At 40.3% G+C, this 22,784-nt stretch carries 14 protein-coding genes and 2 pseudogenes; 3 read left to right on the top strand and 13 right to left on the bottom strand.

Annotation, left to right across the window (positions count from 1 at the left end):
• Positions 1-514: 514 nt before the first annotated feature.
• Both B7695_RS10360 and B7695_RS10355 read right to left on the bottom strand, forming a co-directional pair.
• Positions 515-790 (bottom strand): HU family DNA-binding protein, encoded by a 276-nt coding sequence (locus B7695_RS10360; protein ID WP_084891578.1) that lies wholly within the window; start codon positions 788-790, stop codon positions 515-517.
• A gap of 107 nt (positions 791-897) precedes the next feature.
• On the bottom strand, positions 898-1,737 hold the full coding sequence (locus tag B7695_RS10355) for a DegV family protein (protein ID WP_084891576.1): 840 nt from the start codon (positions 1,735-1,737) through the stop codon (positions 898-900).
• A 141-nt stretch (positions 1,738-1,878) separates the two neighbouring features.
• Between B7695_RS10355 and B7695_RS10350 the strand changes: the two genes are divergently transcribed.
• Positions 1,879-2,727 (top strand): YitT family protein, encoded by an 849-nt coding sequence (locus B7695_RS10350; RefSeq protein ID WP_000592057.1) that lies wholly within the window; start codon positions 1,879-1,881, stop codon positions 2,725-2,727.
• A gap of 87 nt (positions 2,728-2,814) precedes the next feature.
• Here the strand turns inward: B7695_RS10350 and B7695_RS10345 are convergent, their stop codons facing one another.
• The 7 genes from B7695_RS10345 to B7695_RS10315 form a co-directional block, all read right to left on the bottom strand.
• Positions 2,815-3,732, bottom strand: coding sequence for a bifunctional riboflavin kinase/FAD synthetase (locus B7695_RS10345; RefSeq protein ID WP_084891574.1), 918 nt, complete (start codon positions 3,730-3,732; stop codon positions 2,815-2,817).
• A gap of 301 nt (positions 3,733-4,033) precedes the next feature.
• Positions 4,034-7,210 (bottom strand): carbamoyl-phosphate synthase large subunit, encoded by a 3,177-nt coding sequence (gene carB / locus B7695_RS10340; RefSeq protein ID WP_084891573.1) that lies wholly within the window; start codon positions 7,208-7,210, stop codon positions 4,034-4,036.
• Positions 7,211-7,547: 337 nt separating this feature from the next.
• Positions 7,548-8,627 (bottom strand): carbamoyl phosphate synthase small subunit, encoded by a 1,080-nt coding sequence (locus tag B7695_RS10335; protein WP_084891571.1) that lies wholly within the window; start codon positions 8,625-8,627, stop codon positions 7,548-7,550.
• A gap of 49 nt (positions 8,628-8,676) precedes the next feature.
• On the bottom strand, positions 8,677-9,600 hold the full coding sequence (locus B7695_RS10330) for an aspartate carbamoyltransferase catalytic subunit (RefSeq protein WP_084891569.1): 924 nt from the start codon (positions 9,598-9,600) through the stop codon (positions 8,677-8,679).
• A gap of 18 nt (positions 9,601-9,618) precedes the next feature.
• Positions 9,619-10,140 carry a bifunctional pyr operon transcriptional regulator/uracil phosphoribosyltransferase PyrR gene (pyrR, locus tag B7695_RS10325; RefSeq protein WP_033676960.1) on the bottom strand — a complete coding sequence of 174 codons (522 nt, stop codon included), beginning with the start codon at positions 10,138-10,140 and terminating at the stop codon, positions 9,619-9,621.
• A 210-nt stretch (positions 10,141-10,350) separates the two neighbouring features.
• Entirely contained in the window at positions 10,351-10,980 is a 630-nt protein-coding gene (nth, locus tag B7695_RS10320) for an endonuclease III (protein ID WP_033681985.1), read from the bottom strand.
• Positions 10,980-11,522, bottom strand: a complete 543-nt coding sequence (locus B7695_RS10315; RefSeq protein ID WP_084891566.1) for a YceD family protein — start codon at positions 11,520-11,522, stop codon at positions 10,980-10,982. The genes nth and B7695_RS10315 overlap by 1 nt, the downstream gene beginning before the upstream one ends.
• A gap of 162 nt (positions 11,523-11,684) precedes the next feature.
• Between B7695_RS10315 and B7695_RS11600 the strand changes: the two are divergent.
• Together B7695_RS11600 and B7695_RS10300 are read left to right on the top strand one after the other, a co-directional pair.
• Positions 11,685-11,997 (top strand): annotated as a pseudogene (locus tag B7695_RS11600) (helicase BlpT).
• Between the two features lie 388 nt (positions 11,998-12,385).
• A complete protein-coding gene (locus B7695_RS10300) occupies positions 12,386-13,951 on the top strand; it encodes an ATP-binding cassette domain-containing protein (RefSeq protein WP_084891564.1) in 1,566 nt (521 codons plus the stop codon).
• Between the two features lie 281 nt (positions 13,952-14,232).
• Here B7695_RS10300 and B7695_RS11695 read toward each other — a convergent pair.
• From B7695_RS11695 to B7695_RS10275, 4 genes and pseudogenes are all read right to left on the bottom strand, one after another.
• Positions 14,233-17,779 (bottom strand): annotated as a pseudogene (locus B7695_RS11695) (pneumococcal-type histidine triad protein).
• Between the two features lie 271 nt (positions 17,780-18,050).
• A complete protein-coding gene (ciaH, locus tag B7695_RS10285; RefSeq protein ID WP_084891560.1) occupies positions 18,051-19,385 on the bottom strand; it encodes a two-component system sensor histidine kinase CiaH in 1,335 nt (444 codons plus the stop codon).
• Entirely contained in the window at positions 19,375-20,049 is a 675-nt protein-coding gene (gene ciaR / locus B7695_RS10280) for a two-component system response regulator CiaR (protein WP_084891558.1), read from the bottom strand. Before ciaR ends, ciaH begins: the two co-directional genes overlap by 11 nt.
• 106 nt (positions 20,050-20,155) lie before the next feature.
• Complete coding sequence (locus B7695_RS10275; RefSeq protein ID WP_084891556.1) at positions 20,156-22,702, bottom strand: M1 family metallopeptidase; 2,547 nt, start codon at positions 22,700-22,702, stop codon at positions 20,156-20,158.
• Positions 22,703-22,784 lie beyond the last annotated feature (82 nt).

Genomic DNA, 22,784 nt, shown 5'->3' with positions numbered 1-22,784 from the left:
TCACCTGTCTTTTTATCTGATTTATAATATTTTCAATAAACAGTATATAACTTTTCTATCTACTTAAATATTTGATATGACTTCAACTGAAAATCAATAAAGTATCGGAGAATGTGATTATCCACCTTCATGGTTTGATTTTGAGACAAATAATACTCAATGAAAATCAAAGAGCAAACTAGGAAGCTAGCCACAGGTTGCTCAAAGCACTGCTTTGAGGTTGTAGATAAGACTGACGAAATCAGTCACATATATAATCCAAGGTGAAGCTGACGTGGTTTGAAGAGATTTTAGAAGAGTATAAGCTAGAAATACAGTATTATTTAAAATAGTCGATCATCCTACGGATAAACAATAAAAACTCATCTCTCTTATAAAACAATGAAAACGCAGATTGATATCATCCTAAAACAAGTGAAAAAATAGTATTTTGCCCCTTTTTTGCCCCCTATACACAAAAAAAGCCTACTGACCAAGCTAGAAAGCTTGATACAATAGGCTTTTTAAAGACTAATTATTTAACAGCGTCTTTAAGAGCTTTACCAGCTTTGAATGCTGGAACTTTAGAAGCTGCAATTGTGATTTCTTTACCAGTTTGTGGGTTGCGACCTTTACGTGCAGCACGCTCACGAACTTCAAAGTTACCAAAACCGATCAATTGAACTTTTTCACCAGCTGCAAGGTACTCTGTTACTGCTGAAAATACAGCTTCAACTGCTGCTGCTGAGTCTTTCTTAGTCAATTCTGTAGCTTCTGCTACTTTAGCGATCAAATCTTGTTTGTTTGCCATGTTAATGATTCCTCCAAATTAATTTCTAATTAACAAATATAATCATATCCTAAAATTCCTTATAGGTCAAGTTAAAAACGCTGTTTATTCGCATTTTCTTTATTTTTTTAGGAATGGTAACGTACCAAAATAGCCCACGCATTCTCGCCTGTATGAGTCTGAATAATAGAACCGGTTTCTAAAACAGAAATTGGTTTTTCAACATAGGCTTGTAAACTTTCTTTCATTTCTCTCGCCAAGTCATCACTACCTGAATATGAAATTCCAATCTCTGCTACAGAACGTTCAGAGAGAGATGTTGTCAACTCATCCAACCATTTTTTAAAGGTTTTAGCTCCACGCCCCTTAACGATTGGTTGCAATTCATGGTCTTTCATTTGCATGACAACACGGATATTGAGAAGTGAGCTCAACAATCCAGTTACACGGCCAATTCGTCCACCTTTTACTAGATTTTCTAGAGTAGAAACACCAATATAGAGCTCCGTATGTTTTTTTACCTCTTCAACGTGAGATAAAATTTCCGCCATATCTTTGCCTTCTTGTGCTAATTTCGCAGCCTCAACAACTTGGAATTTCAAGGCTTGGTCAGTAAAGGAACTATCGATAACTGTCACGTCGGCAGTAGATAGGCTGGCACCTTGGCGTGCTGCTTCTACAGTCCCTGAAAGAGCATGGGACATATGAATAGCAAGAATCTGGCTACCATCTTTGCATAGGTCCTCAAAAACTTCAGCGAAGACACCTACAGGCGGTTGACTTGTTTTAGGAAGATTCTTACTTTCTTGCATCAACTGAAGAAATTTACCTTCTTCTTTCAAATCCGCATCAGAATAAACAACATTATCAATCATTACAGATAATGGAACAATTGTAATATCTAATTGTTTTACTAGTTCTGGTTCAATAGTAACAGATGAATCGGTTACAATCTTAATTTTTGTCATAGTATCAATCTTTCTATTTTAGGATTCAGATTGGTTTTCTTACTTCTAATTATATCAAAAAAAGATTAAAAATCCTAATGGAGTCAATCAAATTTTCCCTAAAAATTTGATATAATCAACTTATAAGAAAAGAGGTGTCCTATGATTAAAAAAATTTACCCCATTTTTACCATTTTACTAGGTGCTGCTATTTATGCTTTTGGCCTGACTTATTTTGTAGTTCCTCATCATCTCTTTGAAGGAGGGGCGACAGGTATTACCCTCATCACCTTTTATCTTTTTAAAATACCTGTTTCTCTCATGAACCTGCTGATTAACATTCCCCTTTTCATCCTAGCTTGGAAAATATTTGGAGCAAAATCTCTCTATTCTAGTTTGCTTGGAACCTTAGCTTTGTCAGCTTGGTTGGCTTTTTTTGAGCGTATTCCCCTTCATATTGATCTTCAAGGTGATTTACTGATTACTGCACTTATAGCGGGAATTCTATTGGGAATTGGTCTTGGAATTATCTTTAATGCTGGAGGTACAACGGGCGGAACTGATATTCTAGCTCGTATTCTCAATAAATACACTCATATATCCATGGGGAAACTGCTCTTTATCTTAGATTTTTGTATTCTCATGCTCATTCTCCTAATCTTCAAGGACTTGAGATTGGTTTCCTACACGCTCTTATTTGATTTTATCGTTTCTCGTGTCATTGATTTGATTGGCGAAGGTGGCTATGCTGGTAAAGGTTTTATGATTATCACAAAACGTCCCGACCAACTTGCTAAAGCAATTAATGATGACTTAGGAAGAGGAGTTACTTTTATTTCTGGTCAAGGCTACTATAGTAAAGAAAATTTGAAAATCATTTACTGTATTGTCGGTAGAAATGAGATTGTGAAAATGAAGGAAATGATTCATCGAATCGATCCTCAAGCCTTTATAACTATTACAGAAGCCCATGAAATCCTTGGAGAAGGATTCACCTTTGAAAAAGAATAAAAAGAGGTAGTGTAGTGACCTCAAAAGTTAGACTTATTCATCTATCTTTTGGGTTACAAACAACCTCTTTTTTAATTACCCAAACTCTTAAGACCAATTCCGAGCAACTTCTTCATCTGCCTTTAACTGATCCACTAATTGGTCAACTGAGTCAAATTTGGTCATATCTCGAATGCGATCAAGCCAATAAACCATGACGGTTTCCCCATAAATATCTTGATTAAAATCAAAAATATTGACTTCAAAACGTGCTTCTTCTCCATCAAAGGTCACATTTTTCCCGACACTAGCCATAGCACGATACTTCTGCCTTTGAATCTCAACATCAACGACATAAACGCCATCTGCCGGCATATAAGTACGGTCTAAAAGCACCAAATTCGCTGTTGGATAACCAATCGTACGACCACGAGCATTACCATGAACCACCATCCCTCTGGATGGAAGCGGTGCCCCCAAAAGTTCCTCTGCTTCTTTCACATTTCCGTCTAAAATAGCTTGACGGATACGAGTTGAACTAATCTTTCCTTTCTCATCTTCTACAGGTGGGACAATAATAACTTCTCCATCAAAGTAATCCTTTAAATCTTCTGCCGTTTTTTTGTCAGAACCAAATGTATAATCAAAACCTGCAACAATAATTTTGGCATTCATAGCCTTGATATAGGTTGCAAAAAATTCTTCTGCCGTGAGACTAGCAAATTGACTACTAAAATCAAGGAGATATAATTCTTCCACGCCTTCACGCTTTAGTTTCCTCTCACGTTCAGCAGGGTTCAAAATATGCAAAAACAGATCAGGATGATAGGGCTCTAAAGCGATCTTTGGAGATTCATTAAAGGTCATAACGACGATAGGTAATAAATCTTTTCTCGCAGCCTTATTGGCAACACGAAATAATTCTTGATGCCCCTTGTGTATACCATCAAAATAGCCGAGAACAACGACTGAATCAGATGGTGTGCCAATATCTTTTTGGTTTTTTATAGGAATAGTAATAATCATAAAATAATTATATCATAGCGATAGCTATTTCTGGAACAGAAAATCTGAAATGTCGTTTTTTTCACCTGAAATAGCCATTTTTTCAAAAGGGAGTACCATGCAAATATATATTGACTCTGATATACTAGAATTACAAAAAAGGGGAACGATTAACATCATAAGCCATTCCCAATTTATTCTTATTGTATCACAATTCATCATCATTCTTGAGTGAAGAACTGATAGTTGAATAGCCTGCACTAATATCGTAAAAACCAGCGTTTTCTGACGCTGGCTTTTTAACCGTGAAAATATTTCTCAACTAGATCGCTTCTGTGACAAAACTACGGCTTTCCAATACTTTAAGCATGGCATTAGCTGTATCTAGGGCTGTGAAGAGGGGCACTCCGTGTTCAATGGCTGAACGGCGAATCTGCTCACCATCTTCGTCTGCAGTTCGTTTGGTTCCTACTGTGTTAATGATAGCTTGGATTCTTCCTTTACGAACAAAACTTGGAATGTCCTTATCGTCATCACCAATCTTACCAACAGGTTGGGCTTGCAATCCATGACTGGCAAAGAAGGTTGCTGTCCCTTCTGTCGCAAGGATTCCATAGCCAATATTTTGGAAACGACGAGCCAAGTCCAAGGCTTCTTCTTTGGCATCATCAGCGATGGTAAATACAACGTTACCAAAAGTTGGCAAGTGTAAGTAAGAAGCTTCAAAGGCCTTATAGAGAGCTTTTTCCAAAGTCGTATCAGAACCCATAACTTCACCTGTTGACTTCATTTCAGGACCAAGCAAGCTGTCTACCTTAGCTAGTTTGGTAAAGGAGAAGACAGGTGCCTTGATATGAACGCGGGTGCTTTCAGGGTAAAGTCCATCTTGGTAGCCAAGTTCTTCAAGGTTTTGACCCAGAATGAGCTTTGTCGCTACTTGAGCCATAGGGATATTGGTCACTTTAGAGAGGAATGGAACCGTACGGCTGGCACGTGGATTGACCTCAATAACGTAGACTTTTTCATCCTTGATGACAAACTGGATGTTCATCATTCCAAGGCAGTTAAGACCGATTGCTAGGCGTTTTGTGTAGTCTGCGATTGTTTCTTGCACCTTTTGCGACAAGGTTTGTGGAGGATAAACGGCCATCGAATCACCTGAGTGGACACCGGCACGTTCGATATGCTCCATGATACCAGGAATGAGAACATTTTCTCCGTCAGAAATGGCATCAACTTCGCACTCTTGCCCAACGATATAAGAGTCGACAAGAACTGGGTGGTCTGGACTAGCCTTAACAGCAGTTCGCATGTAAGAACGAAGGTCTGCTTCGTTTTCAACGATTTCCATAGCACGTCCACCTAAAACATAAGATGGGCGGACAAGAACTGGGAAGCCAATCTTGCGAGCTGCAAGAACTGCTTCTTCTTCATTGGTAGCCGTTTGACCTGGTGGCTGGGGAATATCCAAGTCTTTAAGGGCTTGTTCGAAGAGGTCACGGTCTTCGGCACGGTCTAGGTCAGCAACTTGTGTACCAAGGATGGTCACACCTGCTTTAGCCAATGGCTCCGCAAGGTTGATAGCTGTTTGACCACCAAACTGAACGATAACCCCTTTTGGTTGCTCCAAGTCGATGACATTCATAACATCTTCGAATGTCAATGGTTCAAAGTAGAGCTTGTCAGACACAGAGAAGTCTGTAGAAACGGTCTCTGGGTTTGAGTTCATGATAATGGCTTCGTAGCCAGCAGCCTGGATAGCCTTAACCGAGTGAACAGTTGCGTAGTCAAACTCAACCCCTTGACCGATACGGATTGGACCAGAACCTAGAACAAGGACGGATTCCTTATCAGACTTGATAGACTCGTTTTCCCAACCATAGGTTGAATAGAAATATGGTGTTTCAGAGTCAAATTCTGCCGCACAAGTATCGACCATCTTATAAACAGGAACAATCTTGTTTTCCAAACGAAGTTGGCGAACTTGGTCAGCAGTCGTTTTCCATAGTTCAGCAATCTTACGGTCTGAGAATCCATTGAGTTTGGCAGTTTTCAAAACGTCTAGATCTTGTGGGTGAGCACCCAATTCTTGCTCAATTTCAAAGATATGCAAGAGTTTATCCAGATAGAAGATATCGATTTTTGTAAGCTCTGCAATTTCTTCTGGTGTGTAACCACGGCGAATAGCTTCTGACACATAGAAGAGACGGTCATCTTGGGCTTTGACAACTTTTTCAATCAAGGCATCATCAGAAACTGATGTAAGTTCAGGCATTTCATTGTGATGTACCCCAATTTCAAGGGAGCGACAAGCCTTAAGAAGAGATTCCTCAATGTTACGACCAATCGCCATGACTTCTCCAGTCGCCTTCATCTGGGTACCAAGACGGCGTTCACCCTTTTCAAACTTGTCAAATGGGAAACGAGGAATCTTGGCAACCACGTAGTCAAGAGCAGGCTCAAACATGGCATAGGTTGAACCTGTAACTGGGTTAATAACCTCATCCAAGGTCAAACCTACTGCAATCTTTGCAGCCAACTTAGCAATCGGATATCCTGTCGCCTTAGAAGCAAGGGCTGATGAACGCGATACACGAGGGTTTACTTCGATGACATAGTACTTGAAGCTGTGTGGATCAAGGGCCAGCTGAACGTTACATCCCCCTTCAATCTTAAGAGCACGAATGATGCTCAAGCTCGCGTCACGTAGCATTTGGTTTTCATAATCTGACATGGTTTGGGCAGGGGCAAATACAATGGAATCCCCTGTGTGAATCCCAACTGGATCAAAGTTTTCCATGTTACAAACAACCAAAGCATTGTCAGCTGAGTCACGCATGACTTCGTATTCGATTTCCTTGAATCCTGCGATTGAACGCTCAATCAAACATTGGGTAACAGGTGACAACTTCAGACCATTTTCAGCGATCTCGCGCAATTCTTCCTCGTTGGCACACATACCACCACCAGTACCACCAAGTGTAAAGGCTGGACGAACGATAACTGGGTAACCAATTGTCGCTGCAAAGGCAACTGCTTCTTCGACTGTGTTGACAATTTCAGATTCTGGAATGGGTTGGTTGAGCTCTTCCATCAATTGTTTAAAGAGGTCACGGTCCTCCGCTTGGTCAATGGCAGATAATTTTGTACCCAGAAGCTCAACACCAAGCTCATCAAGGATACCATTTTTAGACAATTCCATGGCCATATTAAGACCAGTTTGTCCACCAAGGGTTGGAAGCAAGGCATCTGGACGTTCCTTACGAAGAATACGTGTCACGAACTCAAGTGTAATCGGTTCAATGTAAACCTTGTCAGCAATTTCTTTGTCCGTCATGATGGTTGCAGGATTTGAGTTAACCAAGACAACCTCATACCCTTCCTCTTTTAACGACAAGCAAGCCTGGGTCCCAGCGTAGTCAAACTCAGCGGCCTGACCAATAATAATCGGACCAGAACCAATCACCATAATTTTTTGAATATCAGTACGTTTAGGCATATATAAGATATTAAGGGCGTCAAGCGGACAAAGCTAAAATAGGAGTTATGACGAAGAACTGTCAGTTCTAGGAATAACTATCTTTTTAGCACCGTCCGTAGCCCGTATTCAGTTCAGCAAATACGGAGCACCCTTCTCCTTTCTATTCGGCAACTCTCAGGTTGCCATTAAATAAATTCTCCGACGATTTTTTAGCGAAACGATACTTTTCGGTAAAAAATCTAGTGCAGGGAGTTTTTAGTTCGCCTGATAGCGACTAAAAGAAACGACCTGCCTTTCTATTCGTTGCCTCTCAGGGCGACATTAAATAAATTCTCCGACGAGCTTTTACTCGTTCTTAGTTTGATTGTTTAAAAGCTTCCATCATCTCGATAAACTCGTCAAATAGGTAGCTTGCATCGTGTGGACCAGGGGCTGCATCTGGGTGGTATTGAACAGAGAAAGCCGGTTGGTATCTGTGACGTACACCTTCAACTGACTTGTCATTGATTTCTTCATGGGTAATGATCAAGTGCTCTGGCAAATCCTCACGGCTAACTGCATAACCATGGTTTTGACTTGTAAAATCCACACGTCCTGTAGCAATTTCACGTACCGCATGGTTGAATCCACGGTGTCCAAATTTCATCTTGTAGGTCTTAGCACCATTTGCCATGGCGAAGAGTTGATGCCCCATACAAATACCAAAGATTGGAATTTTTCCTTGCACACCACGAATCATATCTAGTGCAGCCGGAACATCTTCTGGGTTACCTGGACCGTTTGACAACATAACTCCGTCAGGATTGAGATGGAGAATTTCTTCAGCCGTTGTCGAATACGGAACAACCGTCACATTACAGTTGCGTTTAGAAAGCTCACGTAAGATTGAGTGCTTGAGACCAAAGTCCACTAGCACCACGCTCAAACCAACTCCTGGAGCTGGATAGGATGTTTTAGTAGAAACCTGCTTGATATTGTCTGTTGGCAAAACTGTTGCTTGGAGCTGATCCGTTACATGGTCCATACTGTCCCCAACATGGGTCAAGGTTGCACGCATCGTACCATGTTTACGGATAATCTTGGTAAGAGCACGCGTATCAATTCCTGAAATACCTGGAATTTTCTTAGCTTTCAAAAATTCATCTAGCGTCATTTGGTTGCGCCAGTTGCTAGCTCGACGCGCTTCTTCAAAAACAACGACTCCTTTACAAGTTGGAATAATGGATTCGTAATCATCACGGTTAATTCCATAATTTCCTACCAAAGGATAAGTAAAGGTCAAGATTTGTCCATTATAAGACTGGTCTGTAATGGATTCTTGGTAGCCGGTCATCCCTGTATTAAAGACGATTTCGCCTGTTACATCAATATCTGCTCCGAAGGCCTTGCCTTCAAAAACTGTGCCATCTTCTAATACTAGAAGTCTTTTTGTCATATTCTCACCTCTCGTGGACGTTCACTGGCGTCTTTTAACGTCTTGTGTTTTAGTTGGCGTTTCTACTCGCCAGTACGGATTCTAAGATTGCCATTCGAACAAAGACACCATTGGTCATTTGTTGGACAATCCGTGATTTTGGTGCTTCAACCAAGTGGTCTGCGATTTCTACATCACGGTTGACTGGAGCTGGGTGCATAAGGATTGCTGTTTCTTTCAAACGGTCATAACGTTCTTGAGTCAAGCCATGTTGGGCATGGTAGTCTTCTTTTGAAAAGACAGCTCCACTATCATGGCGTTCATGTTGCACACGGAGAAACATCATGACATCCACCTGATCAATGATTTCATCAATAGTTACAAACTGTCCATAGTCTGCAAACTCTTGACTTCTCCATTCCTCAGGTCCAGCAAAATAAAGTTCTGCACCTAAGCGTTTCAAAATCTGCATATTGGATTTGGCAACGCGTGAATGGTCCAAGTCACCTGCAATAGCGACCTTGAGCCCCTCAAAGTGACCAAATTCCTCATAAATAGTCATCAAATCAAGCAAGCTCTGGCTAGGGTGTTGTCCCGAACCATCTCCACCATTGATGATGGAAGTCGTAATCGTGGGACTAGCAATTAACTCTCTGTAGTAGTCAACCTCTGGGTGACGAATCACACAGACGTCAACTCCTAAAGCAGACAAAGTCAAAATGGTATCATAAAGTGTTTCACCCTTATTGACTGAACTAGTCTTTACATCAAAGTCCAGTCGCTCCAATCCCAGTTTAATCTCTGCCACTTCAAAGGACTTATGCGTCCGTGTAGAATCCTCAAAGAAAAGATTGGAGACAATCGGATGGTCCTCATAGGGAAGCTGAGCTCCATTTTTAAACTCAATTCCTCGCTTGATCAATTTCATGACTTGATCGACAGCGAGGTCTTCCATGGACACCACATGGTTCAATGCTTGTTGATTTTCTGACATGGCTACTCCTTTAGCTTTCTAAGCTTCTTCAGTAATCAGAACTCTGTCTTGGCCATCAAGTTCTGTCATCTCTACGATGATTTCTTCAGAACGACTGGTTGGGATATTTTTTCCAACGTAATCTGGACGGATTGGCAATTCTCTATGTCCACGATCGACTAAAACCGCTAAACTCACGCGCGCAGGACGACCATGACCGACAATATTATCAATAGCAGCACGGATGGTACGGCCTGTATAAAGCACATCATCCACCAAGATAACTTCACGGTCTGTCACATCAACAGAAACCAAAGAAGTATCTTCTCCACTTTTAACATCATCACGGAAGGGTTTCGTATCCAATTCCACAACTGGAACTGAAAGATTTTCTAGTTGCTCCAAACGTTCTTGGATACGGTGGGCGATAAAGACACCGCGAGTTTTAATACCAGCCAAGACGATTTTATTCAAATCTTTATTGCGCTCGATAATCTCGTAAGTAATACGCGTAATCGCTCGTTTGACGGTCAATTCGTCTACAACTTCTTTTGTCTTCATGACAAACCTCCAAAAAGAAAAGTCTCCTTAAACAAGGAGACTTGAAATGTATAGCTAAGTAAGCCCTACTACAAACAGTATAGACTTCACCCTTCTACTTTATCACGCTCCTTGCCTGCCTCACGGGACAGGTTTAAAGGAATATTTAGTTATCAATTACTATAGCACAAAGCATGCTTAAAATCAAGCAAAAACTTTTGAAACCCCATCTTATAAATTGCTAAAATCATATAACTGTGGGTACTGGTCACACTCTGGATTTTTAGGATGACAAATGGCTCTTCCAAAATAAATCATGGCCTGATGAGCTGCTAACCATTGCTCAGGTGGTAAGATATCCATGACCCGCTTTTCCACCTCAAGTGGTGTAGCTGACTTTTTAACGATATCGTGGTGCTTACAAATACGCTCCACATGAGTATCCACTGCAAAAGCTGGAATCCCAAATCCCACACTCATGACAACATTGGCCGTCTTGCGACCAACACCTGCTAAACTTTCTAATTCTTCACGTGTCTGAGGGACTTGACCATCAAAATCGTCTAGTAACTGTTGGGCACATTTTTTAAGGAATTTAGCCTTATTCCGATACAGTCCCAGGCGAGAAATGTGTGAAGCAATCTCACCCTCTGTCGCAACAGACATAGCTTGTGGCGTTGGAAAGGCAGCAAAGAGACCTGGTGTGGCCTTATTTACCGCTGCATCCGTCGTCTGGGCTGACAACATGACCGCAACCAAGAGTTCAAAATGATTGGTAAAATCAAGACTGGGCTTGGCATCTGGAAACAGAGCAATGATTTCTTCCAGCACCTTTCGTGCTCGTTTTTTTGACAAAACCATTATTCGTCTCCATCAAATAGTCCTTGTAAGCCAGCAAAAGGACTGTTTTCTTCTTTCTTAACTGCTTGTTGAGCTTGGTATTCTTCCTCAGTCATGATTTGCCAGTCATTTCCTGACACAAATCCTTGACCAGCTTCTTCTTCAGCCGTCAAGACCTTGATAGGAATGTTTAGTAGGATATTGTCTGACACGCTCTCAGCAAGGTCAAGTTCTCCATTTTCGATAGGCAAGACCAAGTCATCATCTAGAACTTCTTGATCTAGCTGGTTAGTTGCGCCTTCCATGAAAACTTCTGTGACTGGATAAGATTCAGCCAACTCAACTGGCTCCATACTGCGACTTGAAGCAAGAACAATGGTATAAGACAACTGATAATCTAAGAAATACATACGGTCTTCATACTGTACTTTCCCAACAGCAAGGATATCTCTCACATCTAAAATTTCTTGATTGCGTGCACGCAGGTCAGCAACTAGGTCTAAGGTTTGTTCAAAATGCAAGCCTTCAGACTGCTTACGAATTTCTTGAATATTTAATTTCATACTTCCTCCATAAAGATTTACTATCTTGATTATACCATGAAAAGCCTACAAATCAGCCCACCAAACTTTATAATTAAAATCCGATTTTTTAATATATTTATCACTATATTTTTTGGTGCTATACTATAGACAATAATACATGATAGCAAGGAGGATGCTCACATGGAAGACAAAGAACTCATTACTAATGCAACCCAACTCCTATCCGAGTTAAATAAAAGTTTCCAAAGCTGCAAAAGTTCTACTGCAAGAGCTGCTAAATACTACTCTGCAATAGCTCAAAAAAGCGGAAAAGTTGAACAACAGTATCTTAATCGACCTTGAGAAATTTTACCAACGCACCAGTCTTCTGATTGGATTAGGTAACCTAAAACTAAACGATCAAGCACGTACCGCTTGGCGCAACTATGACAAGTTCCATTACGATCATATCAAACACGTACTAACTCTCTATGGACCTGTTTTTGGATTTTAGAGCATAGAATTTCCAGTTTTCTGTTGACAAAATTTCCTTAAAGGTATAGTATAAAGATACTAATACTCGGAGGTAAGGGAGACATGAACAACTAAGTCTATCAAATAAAGAACCTTTATTTAGTAGATCTTGTTTTTGTCTCTTTTTGTGTGCTCTTTTATGCTCTTTTTCTGGCATTTTATACTCAATGAAAATCAAAGAGCAAACTAGGAAGCTAGCCGCAGGTTGCTCAAAGCACTGCTTTGAGGTTGTAGATAAGACTGACGAAGTCAGTTACATATATACGGTAAGGCGACGCTGACGTGGTTTGAAGAGATTTTCGAAGAGTATTAATAGAGTTTTTTTGACATAGACATTGGCTCTACTAGGTAAAGTAGAGCTTTTTGTTATGCACTATCGACATTCTAGAAAGGGCAATCATATGATAAAAATCAATCACCTGACCATCACTCAAAACAAATATTTACGATACCTTGTATCCGACTTAAGCATGACCATCCAAGACGGTGAAAAGGTTGCTATTATTGGTGAAGAAGGAAATGGCAAATCAACCTTGCTTAAAACTTTAATGGGGGAAGTTTTGTCTGATTTCACTATCAGGGGAGACATTCAATCTGATTATCAATCAATAGCCTACATTCCTCAAAAACTCCCTGAGGACCTAAAAAAGAAAACTTTACACGACTACTTCTTTTTAGATATTATTGATTTAGACTACAGTATCCTCTATCGTTTGGCTGAGGAATTGCATTTTGATAGCGATCGTTTCGCTAGCGACCAAAATATTGGCAGTCTATCAGGGGGCGAAACTTTGAAAATTCAGCTCATCCATGAGTTAGCCAAACCCTTTGAGATTCTATTTTTAGATGAACCTTCAAATGACCTGGATTTGGAAATGGTTAATTGGCTAAAAGATCAGATTCGCAAGATTCGGCAAACCGTTATTTTCATTTCCCATGATGAAGACTTTCTTTCTGAAACAGCAGATACTATTGTCCACTTGCGACTGGTCAAGCACCGGAAAGAAGCGGAAACACTAGTAGAGCATTTAGATTATGATAGCTATAGCAACCAGAGAAAGGCTCATTTTATCAAACAAAGCCAGCAAGCTGCTAACGACCAAAGAGCCTACGATAAAATCATGGAAAAACATCGACGAGTCAAGCAAAATGTAGAAACTGCGCTTCGAGCTACCAAAGACAGTACTGCAGGTCGCCTATTGGCTAAAAAGATGAAAAATGTTCTCTCTCAAGAAAAACGTTACGAAAAACTAGCTCAGTCCATGACCCAAAAGCCACTTGAAGAAGAACACATTCAACTTTTCTTCTCAGATATACAGCCATTACCAGCTTCTAAAGTTTTAATCCAACTAGAAAAAGAAAATTTGTCCATTGACGACCGAGTTTTGGTGCAAGAACTACAATTAACTGTCCGTGGGCAAGAAAAAATCGGTATCATAGGTCCAAATGGTATTGGGAAATCAACTCTGTTAGCTAAGTTACAGCAACTATTAAGTACCAAAAGAGAGATTGCTCTTGGTTTTATGCCACAAGATTACCATAAAAAACTGCAATTAGATTTATCTCCAGTAGCCTACCTCAGCCAAACTAGGGAAAAAGATGAACTACAGAAAATCCAATCCCACCTAGCCAGTCTCAATTTCAGTTATCCAGAAATGCAGCACCAAATCCGCTCTTTGTCTGGTGGTCAACAAGGAAAACTCCTGCTTTTGGATTTAGTCTTGCGCAAACCAAATTTTCTTCTTCTGGATGAACCTACACGAAACTTTTCTCCAACTTCTCAACCCCAAATCAGAAAACTCTTTGCAACCTATCCAGGCGGTCTCATCACTGTTTCCCATGACCGTCGTTTCTTAAAAGAGGTCTGTTCAATCATCTATCGCTTAACAGAACACGGTTTGGAGGTAGTTAATTTAGAAGATTCATACTCATGAGGATAATTCTTTGCTTTGGAGCGATATTTAAACATTATAATCAGTTAATAAATCTTATATCCACATTCAAGTCAATAATCTCTTTCAAGATCATTTGTAATCAACTCTAAATAGACGGATAAAAACTACTTCTAACTATCAAAAAACGAGCACCTCCTCAGTTGGAAATGCTCGTTTTCTTATCTTGCCATGGTTTATCATTACAATGAGAAATAGGAAACAGCCTTGAATGGGAAAATCTCCTAGATCTACGACCACAAACTTTTTATCTACCAACTTTTTTATTCTACTGGTTTTTCTTGATTTCCAGCACTTGTTGTAGATTCTGCTGTTTCCTTTTCTGAAGTTGGTTCAGCAGGTTTAGAATCTGTTGTGTTGCTTGGTTTGTTTTCGTCGTTTGCCGTTTCACTGTTAGATTCCGCAGCTGCTGATGTTTCAGTTTCGGAACTTGTGTTCTCACCATTTGCTTCAGCATTTGTCGCTGGAGTTGCTTCTTCACTCGCGCTTGATTTTGACTTGATTTCTTGATTCAAGACTAGAATAGCTTTTGCCAATTCAAGTAAAGCGGCTTTATCTTTACTCTTAGCAGAAAGTTGATCTAGTAAAGCATCTACCTTATCAAAGTCTTCATCAGAACCCTTATTGTTTTCTAAATAAGCGTGAAGTGACATGAGGATATCGTAAAGTTTTTGATAGAGTACAAGTGTCTGAGGATCTTGCTCAGCATTTTCTTTCTCTTGTTGAAGGGCACTAGCGATACGAGTCAAGACATCTTTTACCTGACTGTTTACTTCATCCAAGTCTGCATCAGCCTTGTTTGTGGCAGCTTTAAGATTTTCTACTTCTTCTGCCAAGGATTGTCTGATTCCTTCTTCTTGGATTTGCTCTAAGAGTTGAGTTGCCTTGCTCAAGAGACTTTCTACTTGTTCCTTGCTGACATGATTCATATGCTCTTCAGGCATAAAGTCTCCATACAATTCTTTCAAGAAGCCATAAATAGCTGTCTTGGCAGTTTGATTATCAACTTTTTCAGTATCTAGAACTGTCTTAGTCGATTTAGCAGTAGTTGGTTGAGCTTTCAAAGCTTCTTCCACTTCTTGTTTTGCCTGATAGATACTTGGGAATAATTTGTTCAATTCTGCTGCCTTAAGGAAGGATTGAGATTGATACAAGGTCCAAGTCAACTGAGCCACTTTGTTTCGAAGTTCATCATTTAAACGACCGTCATTTACGTGTTCGTAGAAGTACTTGATGTATTCTACAGTTGTAACACCTGTTCGATCATTAAAGTCTTGAAGAGCTTGAAGTTGTGATTCAACCGCTGCTAAAGCAGCCTCATCTTTAGCCAATTTAGCTTCTTGGAGTCGAACGAGAAGGTCTTTCTTAGGAAGTCCATAAGTGTCTGTATCTAGTGTATTGATTTTATCAATCAAGGCCTGATATTTCTTATCTAAAGCACTTGTTTCAACAGGTTTGATACTTTCATCAATATGGATATATTGCTTATCAAAGAGTTCTAGTGTCGCAAGATAACCTGCTGTAGAGTTAGTTGCCAGTTTCTTCATGTTTTCAGTAAACTGACCTAAGGCTAACTCAATCTGTCTTTGTTCGATAGGCTTGTCTTTATAGATGCTTCTGCTATCAGCTAGAAGTTGATTTACTTTGGCCAAGACTGCTTTTTCATCAAAATCTCCAGGTTGGTAGTTGGATTGGAGGGCTGGAATCTTGTTTTTCAAAGCTACTTCATAGCCCTTAGTTTGAACCTTGATGTAGTGATTGTGGTCGCCATGAGGAATCACAAAACTACCATTTTCTACCTGCAAGCTATAAGGAGACACACCATCTCGCAAAGCAGTAGTATAAAGTTCATTTAGGAAATCAAGTTCTGGATTTCCAGTTTGTAGCGGAAGACGCACATGTTCCTTACGAACAGCATATGGGTGGATATGAGTTGGATCGTAGGCTTGGTCTGGATTTCCAAAGACAAAGAATCCGTTTGAAATTCTAATCGCTTCAAGTGGAACACCGTAGGTCTTAGAAATATAAGCAATCTTTTCTTCATCGCTAGCATCTCTTGAGAAAGACTCTACCGTTTTAGCAAGAGGTTTTACAGGTTCTGCATCATGATGTGTTTTCAGATGATCCTGTGCGTCCTTAATTTGCTCCGCTGTCAAGTCCTTCTTGAAGAAGTAATGATTGTGATCACTGTGACTCATGACAAAGCCTTGTTCATCCTCACTGATGACACGATTAGCATCAAAACCGTGATCATGGTCTTCATCATGATGGTGTCCATGATGATCTTCATCGTGATCGTCATCATGAGCTGGATTTGGTGTTGCTGTATTTGCCCCTTTCAAGTGGTCTTGCGCGGCCTTGATTTGATCAGCAGTCAAATCCTTCTTGAAGAAGTAATGATTGTGGTCGCCGTGATTCATGATAAATCCTGCTTCATCTTCAGCAATAATACGATTGGCATCAAAGCCGTGTCCACCTTCTTCATGTTCCTCATGTGAAGTTCCTGGATTGATTGGAAGAGATGGCGAAGGTGTTGTTAGACCATTATTTGGAAGAGTCGGTTGCCCAATTTGATTTGATTTCGGAATGTAATGGAAATGGTCACCATGTCTGACGATATAAGCTGTGGCTGTTTCTTCAACGATATCTTTTGGATTAAAGATATAGCCATCAGATGTTGAAGAGTTAGGCTTATTTGTAAGTAATGAGGCATGATTCAAAGTAGATGAATTACTTGGAAGACTTCCTATACTAGACGCTACTTCATGAGATTTTTCATTTGTAGAGACCGTAGAACCAGTTCCACCGATAGGCACCATTCTAGCAATCTTTTCTTCTAAAGGAGAGAGCTTGCTGTAAGGAATAAAGTGGTAATGGTCGCCGTGCGGAATCGCAACTCCATTTGGTGTACGACTGATAATCTTAGCAGGGTCAAAGACCATACCATCTGATTCACTGTAACGTTGGTCGCTAGGTAAATCATAGAGTTCTTTCAAAAGACTTTGGAGATTTTCAGTCTTACTTTCTGACGTGCTAGTTGATCCTTGCTCTATTGCTTGCGTAGTATTGTCACTAGCTGTTGCAGAATAGCTTAACTGGCTCGGTTGCGTATTTTTGCCAGCTAAATGAGCTTTAGCGGCTGCTAACTCACTAGCAGACAAATCACTTTTTGGAATGTAGTGATAGTGTCCTCCGTGAGGAACGATATAAGCATCACCCGTATCTTCGATAATATCAGCTGGATTAAAGACATAACCATCATCTGTCGTATAGCGCCCCTGAGATCTTGCTACAGCAACATCAGAGCTAACCTTCTCATTATCTTTGACGTGTTCTTGTTTTTGACGATTGATTTCATCCTTAGTTCGAACATTATCAGCATGAGCTGCATCTTTCAGGTAGACATAATATTTTCCATCTACCTTGATGATATACCCCCCCCTTGATTTCATTGACAATATCTCCATCCTTAAGTTTGTAGTTTGGATCCTTCATCAAGAGTTCTTCACTAAAGAGGGCATCATAAGGAACTTTCCCGTTATAGTAATGATAGTGATCACCGTGTGACGTCACATAGCCCTGATCTGTAATTTTGATGACAATTTGCTCAGCCTGAATTCCTTCTTTCTGGCTAACCTGATCTGGTGTCAGGTTTTCAGTTTTCTGACTTGACTGGCTGCCATCCACATAAGAGACACGATTATCGTCCTTATTTTCCTGCGAGCGATGCTGGTTCAGTGCATAGGCACAAAGACTCAAGGATACGATAACAGCTGATCCAGCTGCTATATACTTTTTACTGAATTTCATAAATCCCTCATTTCAATAAATGATGAAGCTTTTTCTTAACTTCCTTTACTTGATTAAATAGTTTTCTAAATTGGTTGTTTAACCAATTAATTAACCAGTAAATAGTTTACATTTTTTAAGTTTATCTGTCAAGTTATCTGTCAAGATTTTTATGTCATAAAAAAATCATGACCACCCCTAAAACGGGTGGTTTGCCTGTATCACACCTGACTTAGCGAAACGGACTGAAAGTCACGTAATCCAAAATATCGCCCCGTCTGGAGCGATATTTTTATTTTTTCTTTTTCGATGGTGTGTGGATAGCAATCTTCACTTCAAAGATTGTTCCCTTTGGTTTATTATCTTTAACAGTAATGGTTCCTTTAAGCGCATCTACAATTTGCTTGGCCAGAGATAATCCTAAACCAAAACCACCTTTTTGGCGGGTTCTAGCCTTGTCCACTCGATAAAAACGATCAAAAATTTTCTTCTTATCTTCTGTCGAAATACCGACTCCATTATCAGAAACAAGTAAATACAGATTGCGATCTGTCGCCGAGATAAGAAAATCAATTTCACCATCCTCTTCAGTATACTTGACAGCATTATCAAATAGGATAGTCATCAACTGCTTCAAGAGAAGCTGATCTGTGACAATCGTGCGATGGATCCGATTTTCAAAACGGAAGACACGGTCATTTTCCGAAGCAATCATCTCATAGTTTGTGAAAGTCGTATTGAAAAAACTGGTTGGAACTTCTGCAAGTTCCGGCTTAATCCCATCATCTCTACGAGCTAAATTCAACAAGTTCGTCGTCAAAAAACGCATATTTCGGACTTCTTCCAAACTCGATGCAATGCTTTCGCTCACATCCATAATGGTTGCTTCTGGCTTACGGAAAAGGGTCTCTAAGCGATTTTGCAAAACTGCAAGTGGAGTCCGTAACTCATGACTAGCATTTTCCACAAAAGACTGCTGCTTCTGCATGCTCTCAAGCAGGGGCCTAACACTGACTCTAGCTAGATAGAGACTGGCAAGTAAAGACAAAATCCAGAAACTTGCCATCACAATCACAATCAATTGCTCATGCTTTTGACTGGCCTGCTCCAACTGACTTGTATTAATCAAGACAGCTGCATACTTGATATTGGTTGAAACCGAACTGATATTGGTTTCCATCAAAATCATGCGATAGATTTCTTCTTGTCCATAGCTATTAAAAACCTGAATCTGGTAGATATGGCCTAGTTCTTTTTTCTCTAACTTAATCTTATCCAATCCCAAAAATCGGTTTCCAGAAAGAAGCTGGGTAAAATTCTTATCAAAAAGAATGACCTCCGTATTGGAACTGACATTGGGCTTTATCTCAGTCTTGCTAGTATCTGTAGCGGCATTCTCTAAATCTTTAATCTCTTCTGTTGCCCTATTTACAGCAAGCTGAATAACTGTCTGAGGATTTTCACTTAGTCCATGAAGCTTATCATCCACCGAAGTATAGAGACTCGAATGCATGACCTGTAAAATAATCAAGGTCATGGTAGAGAAAATCAGAGTGAAGACACCAAAGTTGCGGATAAAATAACTAAAGTCATCCGCATACCATGTTTTTTTTAGTTTACTGAACATCTTTTAAAATATACCCAACACTACGCAAGGTTTGCAAATTCTCTGCAAAAGTGGTTCCTTTTAATTTCTTACGGATTTTTGAAACATAAACTTCTACAACTGAAATCGTTGTGTCACTATCAAATCCCCATAGACGATCAAAAATCTGAGTCTTAGGCAAAATCACATTTTGATTTTGAAGGAAATAAACCAGTAAATCGAACTCTTTACCCAGCAATTCGACTGGAGTATCTTCGACTTTAACGGTATTTGTTGACAAATTAACTACAATATTTCCATAAGACAAGGTGTTTTCATTAAACTTGCCTGAACGTTTGAGAAGGGCTTGAATCCGCATTTTGAGTTCTTCTAGGTAGAAAGGTTTAGTCAGATAATCATCCGCTCCCAGTTCAAATCCATGTCCCTTGTCATCCAAACTTTCCTTGGCAGTCATGATCAGAACTGGAGTCGTAATCCCCTTTTCACGCAATTCTTTCAAGACTTGGAAACCATTTTTTTCTGGCAACATCAAATCGAGCAAAATCAAGTCATAGACGCCACTCTCAGCTTCGTAGAGACCTTCTTCACCATCAAATACCTGCATGACATCCGCAAAATCGTCTAAAAAGTCAAATACTGAATTTGACAGGCCTAGGTCATCCTCAACCAATAAGATTTTTATCATGAGAAACTCCTCCTTATTAAAACCATTATACCAAATTTGCCTTAAAAAAAACTCAACTCTCTGCATTTTACATGAGATAGCTGAGTTTTCTTTTATTTAGTCTTAATTATTCAGTTCCGTATTGAAGAACAACTGCTTCTACTGCAGCTTTTTCACGGTTAATCAAGTCAACACGCGCTGCAATTTCCTTGACTCCCATACCGATGTTACGGCTAAGAGCAAGGTCAGAAAGTTGCGGTTCAAAGAATTCCTTGTACTCTGCCAAGCGTTGCTGAGTCTTAAATACGTGTGCAGGAAGGATAACAAAGCTATCAAAGCTCATATCTCCACCAAGAGCTGCCTTAATCCAAGCCCAGTTTTCACGCGCCCAAGACCAAGCTGTTTCCTGAGTTACTTGGTGAGCTAGGAATTGGTAATACCAAGCAGACAAGTCCTGCGGTTTGACCACAAATTTGTCCTTCCAAGAAGCAATCAAGGTTTGGATATTGTCCGCATCTTTACTATAGGCAAGAGCGGCTGCCAACTGACGTTTAAAGACAGCATCTGTTGCGTGCGTATAAGTATCAAGATAAAGTGCTAACAAGTCTTTGGTCTCATGATGTTTCATCTCATTGATAAGGACTTGTGAGCGAATAGCTGCTGGGAGTCCTGCAAGCTGATCCTTGTAGGCTTCGAAGATTTGGCTAGCGACTTGACTAGCTTCTGCATCATTTGAGCGAATCATCATAGAAACAGCCAGCTGACGAACCAACTCATCCTCATCTGATTCTCCGTCTTTAGCTTCAAAACCAAGACAGTCATAGTTGTGACGAGCCAATTTAGCAATCAAGGCTTTGAAGGCTGTTTCAGCTTCTGTTCCTTCATCGATAAAGCGCTCAAGGGCAGAAATGACTTCAGAAACAGCTGAAACGACAAGGTAAGATTCTTCCTTAGCAAGTTTATCAAGAACTGGGAGCAAGTCAGCATAAGAAATGTGCCCTGCCTCAGCAAGCAAACGACGTTCTTGGACGATTTGCAATTTGCTTGTATTATCAAGATCAACTAGGTCAGCAAGAACAGCATCTAACAAGTCTCCTTGATAATCGGTAATGTAATGGGCTGTATTTTCAGTATTGAAACGAAGAGCTCCTTCATTTTCAGCAAGAAGGGCTGCGTAGCCTGGAATTTCGATGCTTTCAGTTTCAAGTGTATCAGGCAAGCCTTTCCAGTTGCTATTGAGTGGCACAACCCAGAGACGGTTCTTATCTTCGTGCTCACCGATAAAGAATTGTTTTTGTGAAATCTTCAAGACATCATTTTCAACTTTGACAGTGAGAACTGGATAACCAGGTTGTTCCAACCAAGAATCCATGAAGGCTGCAACATCACGTCCAGACGCTTGACCAAGAGCATCCCAAAGGTCACGACCAATTGTATTGCTGTATTGATGTTTTTCAAAGTAGGCATGCAAACCTTTAGCAAAATCGGCATCACCTAGCCAACGACGAAGCATGTGCATGAGGCGACTTCCTTTGGCATAGACGATAGCTCCGTCAAAGAGCGTATTGATTTCATCTGGATGTTTAACTTCGACGTGGACAGACTGAACACCATCAGTCGCGTCACGTTCAAGAGCGTGAGGTACTCCACCTGTTTGGAAGTCTTCAAAAATATTCCAGCTTGGCTCAATGGCATCCACACAGACGTACTCCATCATGTTAGCGAAGCTTTCATTGAGCCAAAGGTCATCCCACCATTTCATAGTAACGAGGTTCCCAAACCATTGGTGAGCCAACTCATGGGCCACAACTAGGGCAACTTGTTGACGGCTAGCAAATGTTGAGTTCTCATCCACAACCAAGTAAACTTCACGGTAGGTCACAAGACCCCAGTTTTCCATAGCACCAGCTGAAAAGTCAGGAAGGGCGATGTGGAGAGATTGAGGAATTGGGTACTTAACTCCATAGTAATCTTCGTAAAACTCGATGGAGCGAACAGCGATATCCAGTGAGAAATCAAGGTTTGATAGTGGATGAGCTTTGGTTGAGTAAACACCTACGAGGGTACCGTTTTTAGTTTTAGCCGTTACACCTTGCAAATCACCCGCAACAAAAGCCAACAAGTAAGAAGACATGCGAGGTGTTGTCTCAAACTTCCAGATACCTGTTTCCTTACGGTTTTCAACATCGATTTCTGGCATGTTAGACAAGGCCAATTCACCTTCTGCTTGGTCAAAACGTAGAGAGAGGTCAAAAGTTGCTTTGGCTTCTGGCTCATCCACACATGGGAAGGCTTCGCGCGCAAAATGGCTCTCGAATTGAGTAGACAATACTTCCTTCTTGACTCCATCAACTGTGTAGTAAGATGGGTAAATCCCTGTCATGTTGTCTGTAATTTTTCCTGAGAAAGCGATAACCACTTCAACTTGACCTGCTTCCGCAAGTTCAATATGAAGGGCTTCATTGTCATGATCAACTGTAAATGGACGAGCTTGACCTGCAACTTCTACAGAAGCGATTTCCAGGTCTTTTTGGTGGAGGGAAATACGGTCACTCTGTGCTTGACCAGTGATGGTCACCTTACCAGAAAACGTCTTGGTCTCACGACTCAAGTCTAAAAATAAATCATAATGTTCAGGAACAAATTGCTTAATAAAATGTTCAACTGCTTGCATAGTTTTCTCCTATTCTAAGTTTAAGAGCTAGATCTCTTCTTCAAACAAACTTATTATAACATGTTTTGCCTAAGAAAAAAGG

The organism is Streptococcus mitis, from assembly GCF_002096845.1.
Classification (GTDB): Bacteria; Bacillota; Bacilli; order Lactobacillales; family Streptococcaceae; genus Streptococcus; species Streptococcus mitis_A.
The sequence above is the reverse complement of the archived record's forward strand: the minus strand, read 5'-3'. Positions and strand labels throughout refer to the sequence as shown.